Origin of the sequence: Bacillus taeanensis, assembly GCF_003318295.1 — a bacterium.
Classification (GTDB): Bacteria; Bacillota; Bacilli; order Bacillales; family UBA6769; genus Maribacillus; species Maribacillus taeanensis.
This window is the reverse complement of record NZ_QOCW01000005.1, coordinates 175,497-188,923: the sequence shown is the minus strand read 5'-3', so window position 1 is coordinate 188,923 and position 13,427 is coordinate 175,497. Positions and strand designations below refer to the sequence as shown.

Annotated in this window: 15 protein-coding genes and 1 other annotated feature; of the genes, 9 read left to right on the top strand and 6 right to left on the bottom strand. The window is 35.6% G+C overall.

Going from position 1 to position 13,427, the window contains the following annotated elements; genetic code table 11:
* Positions 1-134: 134 nt before the first annotated feature.
* Positions 135-437, bottom strand: coding sequence for a MerR family transcriptional regulator (locus DS031_RS07470; RefSeq protein WP_113805319.1), 303 nt, complete (start codon positions 435-437; stop codon positions 135-137).
* Positions 438-743: 306 nt separating this feature from the next.
* Positions 744-1,586: a pyrroline-5-carboxylate reductase gene (gene proC, locus DS031_RS07465; protein ID WP_113805299.1), complete on the bottom strand. Its 843-nt coding sequence runs from the start codon at positions 1,584-1,586 to the stop codon at positions 744-746.
* A gap of 93 nt (positions 1,587-1,679) precedes the next feature.
* Positions 1,680-1,901: a binding site (T-box leader), on the bottom strand.
* Positions 1,902-2,054: 153 nt separating this feature from the next.
* On the opposite strand from proC, the gene DS031_RS07460 reads away from it, so the two are divergent.
* Together DS031_RS07460 and DS031_RS07455 are read left to right on the top strand one after the other, a co-directional pair.
* Positions 2,055-2,855, top strand: coding sequence for an SDR family NAD(P)-dependent oxidoreductase (locus DS031_RS07460; RefSeq protein WP_113805298.1), 801 nt, complete (start codon positions 2,055-2,057; stop codon positions 2,853-2,855).
* Positions 2,856-2,863: 8 nt separating this feature from the next.
* On the top strand, positions 2,864-5,044 hold the full coding sequence (locus DS031_RS07455; protein ID WP_113805297.1) for a DNA topoisomerase III: 2,181 nt from the start codon (positions 2,864-2,866) through the stop codon (positions 5,042-5,044).
* Between the two features lie 15 nt (positions 5,045-5,059).
* Here DS031_RS07455 and DS031_RS07450 read toward each other — a convergent pair whose 3' ends face one another.
* Complete coding sequence (locus DS031_RS07450; RefSeq protein WP_113805296.1) at positions 5,060-5,254, bottom strand: YqzH family protein; 195 nt, start codon at positions 5,252-5,254, stop codon at positions 5,060-5,062.
* 196 nt (positions 5,255-5,450) lie between these two features.
* On the opposite strand from DS031_RS07450, the gene DS031_RS07445 reads away from it, so the two are divergent.
* Entirely contained in the window at positions 5,451-6,536 is a 1,086-nt protein-coding gene (locus DS031_RS07445; RefSeq protein ID WP_113805295.1) for an FAD-dependent oxidoreductase, read from the top strand.
* A gap of 75 nt (positions 6,537-6,611) precedes the next feature.
* Here DS031_RS07445 and DS031_RS07440 read toward each other — a convergent pair whose 3' ends face one another.
* The gene (locus DS031_RS07440) at positions 6,612-6,983 is read right to left on the bottom strand and encodes a thioredoxin family protein (RefSeq protein WP_425451939.1); all 372 of its coding nucleotides are present in this window, start codon (positions 6,981-6,983) and stop codon (positions 6,612-6,614) included.
* Positions 6,984-7,087: 104 nt separating this feature from the next.
* Here DS031_RS07440 and DS031_RS07435 point away from each other — a divergent pair, with 104 nt between their 5' ends.
* The 5 genes from DS031_RS07435 (at position 7,088) to DS031_RS07415 (ending at position 11,580) form a co-directional block, all read left to right on the top strand.
* A complete protein-coding gene (locus DS031_RS07435) occupies positions 7,088-7,414 on the top strand; it encodes an iron-sulfur cluster biosynthesis family protein (protein WP_113805293.1) in 327 nt (108 codons plus the stop codon).
* Between the two features lie 292 nt (positions 7,415-7,706).
* Entirely contained in the window at positions 7,707-8,894 is a 1,188-nt protein-coding gene (locus DS031_RS07430) for an acetyl-CoA C-acetyltransferase (RefSeq protein WP_113805292.1), read from the top strand.
* A gap of 98 nt (positions 8,895-8,992) precedes the next feature.
* A complete protein-coding gene (locus DS031_RS07425; protein WP_113805291.1) occupies positions 8,993-9,682 on the top strand; it encodes a CoA transferase subunit A in 690 nt (229 codons plus the stop codon).
* A gap of 15 nt (positions 9,683-9,697) precedes the next feature.
* Positions 9,698-10,366 (top strand): CoA transferase subunit B, encoded by a 669-nt coding sequence (locus tag DS031_RS07420; protein WP_113805290.1) that lies wholly within the window; start codon positions 9,698-9,700, stop codon positions 10,364-10,366.
* Between the two features lie 38 nt (positions 10,367-10,404).
* A complete protein-coding gene (locus DS031_RS07415) occupies positions 10,405-11,580 on the top strand; it encodes a thiolase family protein (protein ID WP_113805289.1) in 1,176 nt (391 codons plus the stop codon).
* 30 nt (positions 11,581-11,610) lie between these two features.
* On the opposite strand, the gene DS031_RS07410 is transcribed toward DS031_RS07415, so the two are convergent.
* Positions 11,611-12,519 carry an aldo/keto reductase gene (locus DS031_RS07410; RefSeq protein WP_113805288.1) on the bottom strand — a complete coding sequence of 303 codons (909 nt, stop codon included), beginning with the start codon at positions 12,517-12,519 and terminating at the stop codon, positions 11,611-11,613.
* Between the two features lie 95 nt (positions 12,520-12,614).
* Positions 12,615-12,755 carry a Z-ring formation inhibitor MciZ gene (gene mciZ / locus DS031_RS07405; RefSeq protein ID WP_113805287.1) on the bottom strand — a complete coding sequence of 47 codons (141 nt, stop codon included), beginning with the start codon at positions 12,753-12,755 and terminating at the stop codon, positions 12,615-12,617.
* 131 nt (positions 12,756-12,886) lie between these two features.
* Between mciZ and DS031_RS07400 the strand changes: the two genes are divergently transcribed.
* A complete protein-coding gene (locus DS031_RS07400) occupies positions 12,887-13,423 on the top strand; it encodes an NUDIX hydrolase (RefSeq protein ID WP_113805286.1) in 537 nt (178 codons plus the stop codon).
* The last annotated feature ends 4 nt before the right edge of the window (positions 13,424-13,427 follow it).

Here is a 13,427-nt window from a genome sequence, read left to right as displayed (position 1 = left end):
AATGGCTGTGAATTTAAGAAAATTCACAGCCAACAACAACTGATATAAGGCATAATAATGAAAAAAGAGAAATTGCGTCCGCAATTTCTCTTTTTTCATTATTTGAAGCTAGTTATGTCCCAGCCTCATTTTTATTATTTTCTCATCCTGAATGCGGCGTTTAACTGACCGCGAAGCATTTGATTCCGTACTTTTTCTTTTTTCAATGCTTTACGTTCGGCTTCTTTGATTTCAAAAGTTTGCATACCATCTTCAATTTTATTGGCAATCTCCATGAGTCGTTCAACATCATTAAAGGAATATTTTCTTGTGCCGCCATCGGTGCGCTCAGGGAAAACTAATTTTCTTTCCTCGTAGTAACGAATTTTTCGAACAGACAAGCCGGTTAGTTCGCTAACAGCTCCAATAGAAATGACCTTTTTATCTTTATAAGACAGAACAACCACCCCATTTACCCTTTCAAACGTAATTTATCTCCGTGAAAACTTACTGAATTTGGTTAATGTTATGTTTATTTTAACACGAATGTTAGAAAAAAGAATATTAATGTAAGGAAATCTAACATAAAAATAACTTATTTTAATATAATGTTATAAAAAATGACGTGTGAAGTAAGGGTTTAAAACGTTTACAGGTTATGGGGAAAATAAATTTTTGGAAATTGATTTTTTAGGTAACAAAACAGTTTTGGTAAAAGAAAGCGGTTGACCTTCAATCAGTCCACCGCACTTATTTAAAATGAATTATTTTGTTTCGATAAGTTGGTGAAAGTGTTTTCCTAATTCTTCAGATCGTGCTGATGCTCCTTTAATACATTGTACCATTGCCTCTTGAAATTTATACATTTCTAAAATGTTAATTCCTGCTTCTGTTGTTCCACCTGGACTTGTTACTTTTTGTCGTAATACAGAAGAAGATTCATCGGAATGTTTTAACATGTTGGCTGCGCCGAGAAGGGTTTGAATAATTAATTCTTTTGCTGTTTCTTCCTTTAATCCAATTTGTTCAGCTGCTATTTCCATTGCTTCAGCTAAGTAATAAACATAAGCAGGTCCGCTTCCTGATAAGCCTGTTACAGCATGTAAGTCTTCTTCTTCTACGATAGAGACACTGCCGATCGCTTCAAAAAGCTGTTTTGCAAGAGTTAAATGGCTATTTTTAGTATGATTGCCTTTTGCCATTGCTGTTGCAGAATAGCCAACAGCTGCTGAAGTATTAGGCATTACACGAATAATCGGTGCTTTTTCTAAGAGGAGCTCTGAAAGAAAGGAAGTAGAGATTCCAGCAAGAACAGAAATAAAAAGCTGTTCATTCGTTATATAAGGTCGAATTGCTGCTGTTCCTTCTACTACATCTTTCGGTTTCATTGCTAGTACAATGACTGCTGCTTTTTTTAGGGCTTCTTCTTTGTCTAGAGTTGTGTGAATGCCGTATTTATTTTTTAAATGTAAGAGATGCTGCTCATTGCTTCTATTTGTTACCCAAATCTGTTGTGGGGAAAGAAGTTTTTGTTGAATAACACCGGCTATAATTGCTTCTGCCATAGATCCAGCCCCTACAAAAACAACTTTTTCATTTTTAAACATCATATAATCACCTCTAATTAAAGTTAAGCTGTCGAGCTTGAAAGAATGCTATACTTAAATAGGATAAATACAATAAAACCCTTCATCCTTTACCTAAAGGACGGAAGGGTTTTAAATCCGTGGTACCACCTTTTTTGACATTTCATTTCAAATAAAATGTCCGCTCTAGACCTGTAACGCAGGAAAACGGTTAGGTTTATTCCTAACAGCTCCAGGGTAGGTTCAATCATTTTCAATATGGGGGAATTTTTCAGCCTATGAATTCCGCTCTCTTTTACATAAAAAATGATTTACTATTCCTTTCAAAGCTGAGTTTATGAATTATTATTTATTTTAAGTAATTATGCAGCAGCAGGTAATAAGATGTCAACTTAATTTTTAAATTTTAAAAATATTAAGGAAGAGTAATTGACCAGTTTTAATTTTATTCATAGAGAATTGACAATAAAGAAATGGAGTGAAAAGAGGATGAGAAACAAACATTCGTTAAAAAACCAAATTGTTGCTGTTACTGGAGCTTCAAGAGGAGTGGGGAAGCAAATAGCGATCGATGTTGCTCGTTTTGAAGGGATCCCTCTTTTAATCGCGCGGTCGGCGGAAAAATTAAAAGAAGTGCAGCAAGAAATTAAAGATCAAACAAATATAGAGGCACCTATTTATATTGGGGATATAGGAAACTATGAAGATGTACACAGGGTGTTTAAAAATATTGATGAGAAATTTCCTCATATTGACGTATTAATTAATAATGCTGGATTTGGAATTTTTGATATGTTTAAAGATGCAAAATTAAAAGATATTGAAAATATGTTTCAAGTAAACGTTTTTGGTATGATGTATTGTACAAAGCAGGTACTGCCAAAGATGATTGCTCAAAATAAAGGTCATATCATTAATATTTCTTCACAAGCAGGGAAGCTTGCTACCCCAAAATCAAGCGGTTATGCTGCTTCAAAACATGCAGTATTAGGGTTTTCAAACAGTTTAAGGCTGGAGTTAAAGAAAACAAATATTTTTGTGACAACTGTTAATCCAGGTCCTATGAAAACTTCATTTTTTGAAATTGCTGATCAATCAGGAAGTTATATGAAAAATATTGAAAAGTATATGCTTTCTCCAGCAGTGGTGGCAAGAGAGATTGTTAAAACAATTGAAAAACCAAAACGAGAAATAAACCTTCCGAAATGGATGGAAGCAGGAAGTAAGTTGTATCAATTAATGCCCAGCGTTGTTGAAAAAGTAGCAGGTCAGGCATTTTATAAGAAATAGGTGATCATATGAAAGTAATTATAGCAGAGAAACCAGACCAAGGTGTGAAATTAGCGGCACCTTTTTCAGCAAAAAAAAGAAATGGTTATTTAGAAGTTCAGCCACATCCGTTATTTCCTAAAGGTGCATATGTGACATGGGCAGTGGGGCATATTTGTGAGCTGGTGTCTCCTGAAGAATATAATAAGAGTTGGAAAAAGTGGTCAGTAGAAACGCTTCCAATTATTCCAGATAAGTTTAAATATAAGGTAACACGTACAAAAGCAAAGCAGTTTCAAGTAATTAAGGATCTTCTCAATCGTTCAGAAGTGTCTGAGATTATTATAGCAGGTGATGCCGGACGTGAAGGAGAATTAATTGTTCGCACAATTATTGAACAATGCCGGGTAAAAAAATCAATGAAACGTTTATGGATTTCTTCTTTAACAGAAAATGCTGTAAAAGAGGGATTTGAAAATTTGCTTCATGAATCGGAAACGAGAAATCTTTACTATGAAGCGTATAGTCGTGCTTGTGCAGATTGGGTTGTAGGGATGAATGCATCGAGAGTGTATACACTTCTTCTTCAACAAAAAGGAATTTCGGATGTATTTTCAGCTGGACGAGTTCAAACACCGACACTGGCTCTTGTGGTAAAACGAGAAAAAGAAATTGAAAAATTTAAGTCTGAACCATTTTGGGAAATCATTGCTAAATTTGATATCGAAGGAAAAAAGTATGAAGGTAAATGGCAAAAAGATGGAGAAACTCGTACGCATGATAAAGCCATGGCAGAGGCAATTGCAAAGTTTTGTGAAGGCAAGCCTGCGGTTGTGAAAAGGATTGAGAAAGAGCGTAAGGAATTTCAACCACCTTTTTTGTTTAATTTATCATCGCTTCAAGCAACAGCAAATAAAGTATTTAAATTTTCGCCTAAAAAAACATTAGATATTGCTCAAAAACTTTATGTGAAAGGAATTATTTCTTATCCAAGATCTGACTCCAGCTTTGTTACAAAAGGAGAGGCAGAAAGTTTTCCCAGCATTTTAAATAAGTTAAGTCAGTTCGATGATTATAAAACTTATTTCCCTATTCCAAATTCGTCTCTTATTCATAACAAGCGTTTTGTAAACGAAAAGAAGGTAACTGATCATTATGCGATTATTCCGACGGAACAGGTGACAGATCCAAAAAAACTATCTGCAGATGAAAATAAAATTTATGATCTTGTAGTAAGACGTTTAATTGCAGCCCATTATAATCAAGCGATATTTGATTATACAACGATTGAAACGCTTGTTGACAGCCGCGCTGAATTTATTTCAAAAGGAAAGCAGCAAATTCAAGAAGGTTGGCGTAAAGTATTGTTTGCACCGTCTGACAAGGAAGACGGGGAAATAATCTTACCGCTTGTTTCAGAAGGCGAACAAGGAAAAGTGGAAGATGTCCGGGTGAAAGAAGGGAAAACGCAGCCTCCAAAACGTTACACAGAAGGTCAGCTTATCACATTAATGAAAACAGCAGGTAAGCATTTAGAAAATGGAGAATTAGAGAAAGTGATGAAAGAAACAGAAGGGTTAGGAACGGAAGCGACACGCGCTGGCATTATTACGATGTTAAAAGAGCGAAAGTACATTGATGTAGAAAAAAATCAAGTTCGTCCAACTCAAAAAGGGCTTTTATTAATTGAAGCGATTGGCGAGCAAATTCTTGCTTCCCCTGAAATGACGGCGAAATGGGAAAAACGCCTTAAAGAAATCGGTCAAGGTACAGCTTCAGCCCGCGTATTTATGGAGCAGGCTCGTAAATTATCAGAAAAAATTATTACGGATGCTGTTAAACAGTCAGAAATATGGAATTTTTCTAATATTGATATAGAAGAAGTGAAAAAGAAGTCAAGCCGTTCTAAAAATGAAAAGAATTTCGAGCCGAAAGTAGTCGGTTCTTGTAAAAAGTGTGGTGGCGAAGTGATCGATAAAGGGAAATTTTACGGTTGTTCAAACTATGGGAAAACAAACTGCGATTTTACAATATCAAAAAAAATATTAAGTAAAACCATCTCACAAACAAACGTTAAAAAATTACTAAAAGATGGAAGGACAAATATGATTAAAGGTTTTAAGAAAGGTGACCGTACTTTTGATGCTGCCCTTCAATGGGAGGAGAAAGAAAAAAAGATTTCCTTCTCATTTCCTTCGCAGCAGCATTAAATGAATGATTTGTTGTTATTTTGTAATATAATCGTAAACAACATCTTGAATAATAATATATAAGGCTTCTTTGTTTGCATGAGTATACTGGGTTTTTATTTTATCGATAAGAAGGTCATATTCTATAGCGGTGAGCGGAATAGCTTCTGGTGCTCCAAAATAATCGGTTAAACAATTTATAAGCATTTTTTTAATTAAGCTTTTATTCATTTTAAAGAATCCTTTCCCATGTGGTAATCATCATTTTAGCATATAGGAATGATGAGAAAGCGGAAAACATCCAAAGTTTTCTGCTTCCTTATTTTAATACTTAATTCCTTAAAACAAGTAAAGCTGTAAAATAGTCAAGAGAAAGTTGTTTTGATATGGTTTATATAAGTTAATAACGTAAAGGGGATTTTAATAAATGAAGAAACTGTTGTTAGTTGGGGGTGGGCATGCCCATTTACATATTATAAAGATGCTTGAAAAAGAATCGCTTGTAAATACAGAAATTACCTTAATCTCCCCAAGCCGGTTTCACTATTATTCAGGAATGTTTTCAGGGTTTACAGAAGGACTATATTCAGAAGAAGAAATAAGAATAGATTTAAAGAAACTTGCTGAGAAAGCTGCTGTAAACTGGATAGAAGCTGCTGTCCTTTCAGTAGATCCAGAGCAAAAAATGGTGTTAACTACTTTGGGGGATGTTTTAACGTATGATGTGCTTTCATTTGATATTGGTTCATTAACAGCGGGTACAGATTTACAAGGTGTGTTAGAACATGTAAAGTGTGTAAAGCCTAATTATCAATTTTCTGAGACGATTAAACACATTCGTGAAAAAGAAAATATTGTAGTAGTAGGTGGAGGGGCGGCAGGTGTGGAAATTAGCTTGTCTCTTGCAGCTTATCGAAAGCATAATAAAATCAATGGTTCAATCACACTTGTTAGCAGTTCAGAGCTGCTGCCTGAAGAACAAAATCAGACAGTAAACAAAATTACAAAACTTGTTAAAGAAAAAGGTGTTCGCCTGCTTACAAATAAAAAAATTAACAAAGTTACAGAAAAGCATCTGCATGCAGCAGGTGGTGAAGCAATTTTATATGATGAAGTGCTTTGGCTAGCAGGACCAAAAGCCCCGAAGATATTTCAAGTTTCCAATCTGCCTACTGACGAAAATGGTTATTTACTAGTTGAAAATACGCTGCAGGTAAAAAAATATCCATCTATATTTGGGACAGGTGATTGTGCAGCATTAAACAATTATCCGTCTCTACCCAAAACTGGAGTGTATGCTGTAAGAGAAGCACCCGTTTTATATCGTAATATTAAAGGTTTTTTAACAGATGGAGCTGGTGAATATTTTAAGCCGCAGAAAGATTTTTTATCGATTTTATCAATAGGAAACAGAGAAGGATTTTTATTGTACAAAGGAAGGGCTTTTCATGGGAAATGGGCATGGCTGTTAAAAAATAAAATTGATAAACGTTTTATAAAGCCATATCAATAAAAAATAGTATACGATAATAAAAAACGAACACATCATTTTACAAAATGATGTGTTCGTTTTTTATTACAAGATTTTTTAAACGTCTTTTAAGAAATCTTGTACTTGTTCAGGAGTTTTTGCATTTGCACTATGTAAATGAGCAACTTTTTCTCCATTTTGAAAAACGAGTAAACTTGGAATACCCATGACTTCGTATTTTTCAGCAAACTCTGGAAATTGATCACGATCAATTTGTGCCCATTCTTTATCACTATGTTCTTCGATAATAGGTCCAATAAACATATCGAGACGTTTACAATCAGGACACCAATCCGCCTCAAATTTCACGATTGTTTTCTGTTTACTTTCGATCATACCAGCAAATTGTTCTTTTGATTCAACTGTTTTCATAAATGTAACACCCCTAAATGAATTGTTTTCGTCATATAATAAAGAGACTGTAAAAATCTCCTGATGTGATTAAACTATAAAAACGAATAATGTGCAAATATAATGCAAACCTTTTATAATCAAATAGACTAGAATGCATAAAGAGAAAGGGAGAGAAAGAGATGAATATTACATTTACTGAAGCGGCAATTCATAAACTTGAACCTTATTTTACACGTGACCCTAATGGGTATCTTAAAATATATTATGATACAGATGGCTGTGGTTGTGTTGTTAATGGAGTATCGTTTTTATGGTTTGTTGAAAAACCGGCGGAAGATGAAGTCATTCTTTCATCAAATTATAAGCCTGTTTTAATGCAAAAAGGAAAAGAAGTGTTTTTTGATGAGGAGTTAAAAATTGATTTTAAAGAACAATATCAGCTATTTCAACTAAAAAGTCCAAATCAAATGATCAATCCAAGAATGACTTTCGTAGATAAATATTAGCATCTAAAAAAGCCGCAAATCTTTTCATATGAAAAGATTTGCGGCTTTTTAAAGAATTGGATAGAAGTGTAGAAAGGTTGACGCTGAACAAGAGATAAATATAGGAAAATGTCGTAAAAAGAAATTTTTATTGTAGTATTTTGTAGAATATTATCTAAAATTGTAAAGAATCTTATTAAAACTTAAAAAATATAAAAAAAACAGTAAATTTTAAAAAATAAACAAGGATTTTGAGGAAAAAGAACGAATAGTATTTGCGTACATATTTTTTAATAAATAGGAGGCTTTACAAATGTCACAGAACGAAGTAGTAATTGTAAGTGCAGTGCGTACACCAATCGGGGCTTTTGCTGGAAGTTTAAAAGATATCTCTGCAACAAAACTAGGAGCTCTTGTTATTAAATCGGCATTAGAGAAAGCGGGTCTTTCAGCAGAGCAAGTTGATGAAGTAATTATGGGGAACGTATTACAAGCAGGTTTAGGACAAAACCCTGCAAGACAAGCGTCCATTCAAGCTGGCATTCCTCAAGAAGTTCCTGCTTTAACAATAAATAAAGTGTGTGGTTCAGGTTTAAAGGCAGTTCATTTAGCAGCACAGTCTATTCTTGTTGGAGATAGTGATATTGTTGTGGCAGGCGGTATGGAAAATATGAGTCAAGCACCATACTTACTTGAAAAAGCACGTGATGGATTCCGTATGGGCGACCAAAAAGTGGTTGACAGCATGATTCGTGATGGATTATGGTGCGCATTCAACGATTACCATATGGGAATTACAGCAGAAAACATTTGCTCGGAATATGAGTTAAATCGTGAAGAGCTTGATGCTTTTGCAGCACGCAGTCAAGAAAGAGCTGCAGCGGCAATTGAGGCAGGTAAATTTGCTGATGAAATCGTTCCTGTGGAAATCCCGCAGCGTAAAGGTGATCCTATTGTATTTGATAAAGATGAGCATCCAAAGCCAGGCTCAACAGCAGACAAGCTTGCAAAACTTCGTCCGGCATTTAAAAAGGATGGCATCGTAACAGCAGCAAACTCTTCAGGTATTAACGATGGTGCTGCAGCAGTAATTGTAATGAGTAAGAAGAAAGCAGAAGAGCTAGGTATTGAGCCATTAGCAACTCTTCGTGGAAATGCAAGTGCTGGTGTTGATCCAAGCATTATGGGTATCGGTCCTGTTCCAGCAACGAAAAAAGCTTTAGAAAAAGCTGGCATTTCAATGTCTGACCTTAACCTAATTGAAGCAAACGAAGCGTTCGCAGCTCAAGCTGTAGCAGTTGGGAAAGATTTAGAGATTAATGAGGAGATTTTAAATGTGAATGGTGGTGCGATTGCACTTGGTCACCCAATTGGTGCAAGTGGTACACGTGTTTTAGTAACATTATTACATGAACTTAAACGCAGAGATGAGCGTTACGGTCTTGCGACACTTTGTATCGGCGGCGGTCAAGGGGTAGCAACAATTGTAGAACGCGGTTAATAGTTTTACTGAAAAAACAGCTCTATTATGATGTCATAATAGAGCTGTTTTTAAATAACCATAATGTAAACGTTTTATTTATGGGAGGGGAGACAAAAATGAAGCCAATTCTTACTTCGTTTGAAGAAGCTGTAAAGGATATATATGACGGAGCGACAATAATGGCAGGCGGGTTTGGGTTAGTAGGTATTCCTGAAAATTTAATTAAAGCAATGGTAGAAACAGGAGTTAAAGATTTAACAGTGATTTCAAATAACTGTGGTGTGGATGACTGGGGATTAGGGTTACTATTAAAGAATAAACAAATTAAGAAAATGATAGGATCTTATGTAGGAGAAAATAAAGAATTTGAACGTCAAGTGCTTTCAGGTGAATTAGAAGTAGAACTTACTCCACAAGGTACATTGGCAGAAAAAATTCGTGCAGGAGGGGCGGGTATTCCAGCTTTTTACACCCCGGCAGGCGTTGGCACACCGATTGCCGAAGGAAAAGAAACAAGAATATTTAATGGAAAAGAATATTTATTAGAAGAAGCATTAACTGCTGATTTTAGTCTTGTTCGTGCGCAAAAAGGAGATAAGATGGGCAATTTAATTTATAACAAAACAGCTAGAAATTTTAATCCGATGATTGCAGCAGCTGGAAAAGTCACGATTGCTGAAGTGGAAGAACTTTATGAGTCAGGTGAATTAGATCCCGATCAAATACATACACCAAGTATTTACGTTCAAAAAATGATTGTTGGAAAACAAGAGAAGCGTATTGAGCGTTTAACAACTCGTAAGTAAGGGAGCTGACGGAAAGTGAAGAAAAATAAAGCTGAAATAAGAGAAAAGATCGCTAGACGTGCAGAGAAAGAAATTATTGATGGTGCATATGTGAATTTAGGGATTGGAATGCCGACTCTTGTTGCAAATTATATTTCTCAAAATAAAACAATTGTGCTGCAATCTGAAAATGGGTTATTAGGCATTGGTCCATATCCAACTGAAGCGGAAGTAGACCCTGATTTAATAAATGCTGGTAAAGAAACGGTGACGGCATCTAAAGGTGCAGCTTATTTTAACAGCGCTGAATCGTTTGCGATGATTCGCGGCGGCCATATTGATGTTGCGATATTAGGAGGAATGGAAGTCTCGAAGAATGGAGATCTTGCAAACTGGATGATTCCTGGAAAGATGATTAAAGGAATGGGTGGTGCAATGGATCTTGTTCATGGTGCAAAGAAGATTATCGTTATTATGGAGCATGTGAATAAAAACGGCGAATCAAAAATTTTAAACGAATGCACGTTACCTTTAACAGGAAAAAGGGTTGTAAATAGAATTATTACCGATCGTGCAGTGATTGATGTAACTGAGAAAGGGCTCAAGCTTATTGAAACAGCAAAAGGTTATACAGTAGAAGATATAAAAAAATGTACAGCGCCCTTTTTACTTATAGATGAAAATGTAAAAATTGATGCTTTTTAACAAAAGGTCTATATAAATGAAAGAGTGAGGAGAAGGAAATGATCGAAATAGAAGTATATATACTTGATGGTGCTCGGACAGCATTTGCAGAATTTGGCGGTGTGTTTAGCAGCCTTTCTGCAATTGATTTAGGTAAAATAACAGCTGTAGAAGCTATAAAACGCAGTGGAGCAGAGCCGGATGAAATTGATCAAGTCGTATACGGAAATGTCATTCAATCGAGTATTGATTCTCCCTATTTAGCAAGACATATTTTATTGAAAGCAGGAATTCCTATGAAAACTCCGGCACTAACTGTAAATCGTTTATGTGGTTCAGGGATGCAGTCGGTTATTTCTGCTGTGCAAAGTATTAAGCTTAAAGAATCGAGGATCGCTCTTGTAGGTGGAACGGAAAATATGTCGCAAGTTCCTCATGCTGATTTTACGAGCCGTTTTGGGTCAAAGCTTGGAAATATAAAGTTAGAAGATATGCTTCTTCACACATTAACAGATCGTTATATTGGTTATGGAATGGGCATCACTGCTGAAAATCTCTCAGAACATTATCAAATTTCAAGAGAATCTCAAGATGAATACGCAGCATTAAGCCATACACGTGCTTCAAAAGCGCGGAAAAATTTAGCAGAAGAAATGATTGAAATAGAAATTCAAACAAAAAAAGGTCCTTCAAAAATAAATGAAGATCAACATGTAAAAGAAGAGACCACAGTTGAAAAGCTAAAACATTTAAAGCCGGCATTTAAAAAAAGCGGCACTGTAACTGCTGGTAATGCAAGCGGAATTAATGATGGGGCTGTTTCACTTGTTATTGCAGACAAGGAATATGCTAAAAAGCGTCATCCGCTTGCGAAGATTGTTTCCTATGGCATTTGTGGAATAGATCCGACAGTGATGGGGATTGGGCCTGTGCTGGCTTCTCAAATTGCTCTTCAGCGTGCAAATTTATCTATGAATAATATCGATTTGATTGAAATAAACGAAGCCTTTGCAGCGCAATATTTAGCTGTAGAAAAAGAACTGCAGCTTGATCGAAGCAAAACAAATGTAAATGGTGGAGCAATTGCATTAGGTCATCCGGTCGGAGCAAGCGGTGCCAGAATTATACTGACCCTCGCTTATGAATTGAGAAGACAAAATAAACGCTTTGGACTGGCAAGTCTTTGTATTGGAGGCGGACAGGGTATTGCCATGATTATTGAAAATGTTTCGTAGAAAAAAGCACCGAAAAGAAGCATATGCTTCTTATCGGTGTTTGTCATATTTATTCTCTTTGGAAAGTTGTTGAATAAGTGTGATTTCTGCTTTAGTAAATTCTCGTACGTTAGCGGCAGAAAGGTTTTCCTGAAGCTGTTCCATGCTGCTCGCTCCCGGAATAGTAGTGGCCACAGCAGGGTGTGATAATGCATAGCGAAGGGCAAGCTGTGTTAAATTGTGTGAGGTGCCGCAAGTTTCTCGCAGCTTATTCGCTAATAATAAAATGTCATTTTTTGAAGAATCTAAAAAGCCGTCTTCTCTAATTTTAGCTTCAACCTGTTCTGTGAGCATTCCTTTTGCAAGCGGTCCGCGTGCAATAACACTTATATTATTTTCTTGAAGAAATGAAAGGATTTCTTCTTCAGGACGGCGATCTAAAATGCTGTACTGCATCATTACGCTGACGATATTGGAGTGTTTTACATATTCTCTTATCACATTTGGTCTTATCGAAGAAATACCGTAATAACGAATAATACCTTCTTCTTTTAATTCTTCAAATGCTTCGATTGTTTCATCAATGTTATCTTCAATTGTGCCGCCGTGTAATTGGTATAAGTCAATATACTCAATATTAAGTCTTTTTAAGCTGTTTTTTACGGCTTCTTTTATGTATTGTTTTGAAGGGTCCCAATACCAGCCTTCTTTGCCTTCTTCCCAACGGTTACCGACTTTTGTTCCAATAATTACTTGATCACGCTTTCCCTTAATGGCATTTCCGATCACTTCTTCATTTTTTCCAAAATCGTACAAGTCGGCAGTATCCAGATAATTGACACCTCTTTCAATTGCTTGATGAATCATCCGAATACTTTCGTTTTCATTTTTTAAGGACATCGAACCAAGACCAATTTCGCTAACGTATAAGTCAGAATTTCCTAACTGGTTTTTCTTCATCTTTTATCCCCCTTTCTTACTTTATTTCTATTTTAACGTGTTTAAAAGAGACATACAAAAAATTGAAATAAAAAACCTCCGCTTCTTGCTGGAGGTTACTTAGAATGCGAATTATTTTCAGCAGCAATCCACTCTGCTACTGTATCAAAGCTTTTCATATAATGCTTAATCATATACTTAATTTGCCATGACTTTCCGACAAATGTAACGCCATTATTTTTTACATAAATTTTCATAAAAACAGCTCCTCTGTTTGAAAATAAGCACTTTGTGTAAAGAGAAAGGCTTATTTTTATTTATGTTATGATCGATTATGATAAAATTTATGTAGATTCATTGATAAATAGACCAGGGAGTGAGACAAGTCATGGACCATTTAAAAGAAAAAACATTATCTTCAACACCTCTTTATAAAGGTAAAGTTATTGACGTAAGCCTCCAAGAAGTAGAGCTTCCAGATGGGAAGAAAAGTAAGCGGGAAATTGTAAATCATCCAGGTGCTGTAGCGGTTATTGCTAAGACCGCTGAAAATAAGATTGTATTTGTAAGACAATATCGCAAACCGCTGGAGCGAACAATTGTTGAAATTCCAGCTGGTAAATTGGAAAAGGGAGAAAAGCCCGAAGTAACAGCACGACGTGAACTGCTGGAAGAGACAGGTTATACATGCGAGAATATGGAACATATTATTTCATTTTATACCTCTCCTGGATTTGCTGATGAGCTTGTTCATTTATATTATGCTTCTGGTTTAAAAGCAGGACCACAGCAAGCTGAAGAAGATGAATTTTTAGATGTTTTAGAATTAACGGTAGAAGAAGCGGAAAAACTAGAAAAGTCACAAGAGATTTATGATGCAAAAACATCTTATGCCTTATTGTATTTAAAAATTCAACAAAAATAGAGGA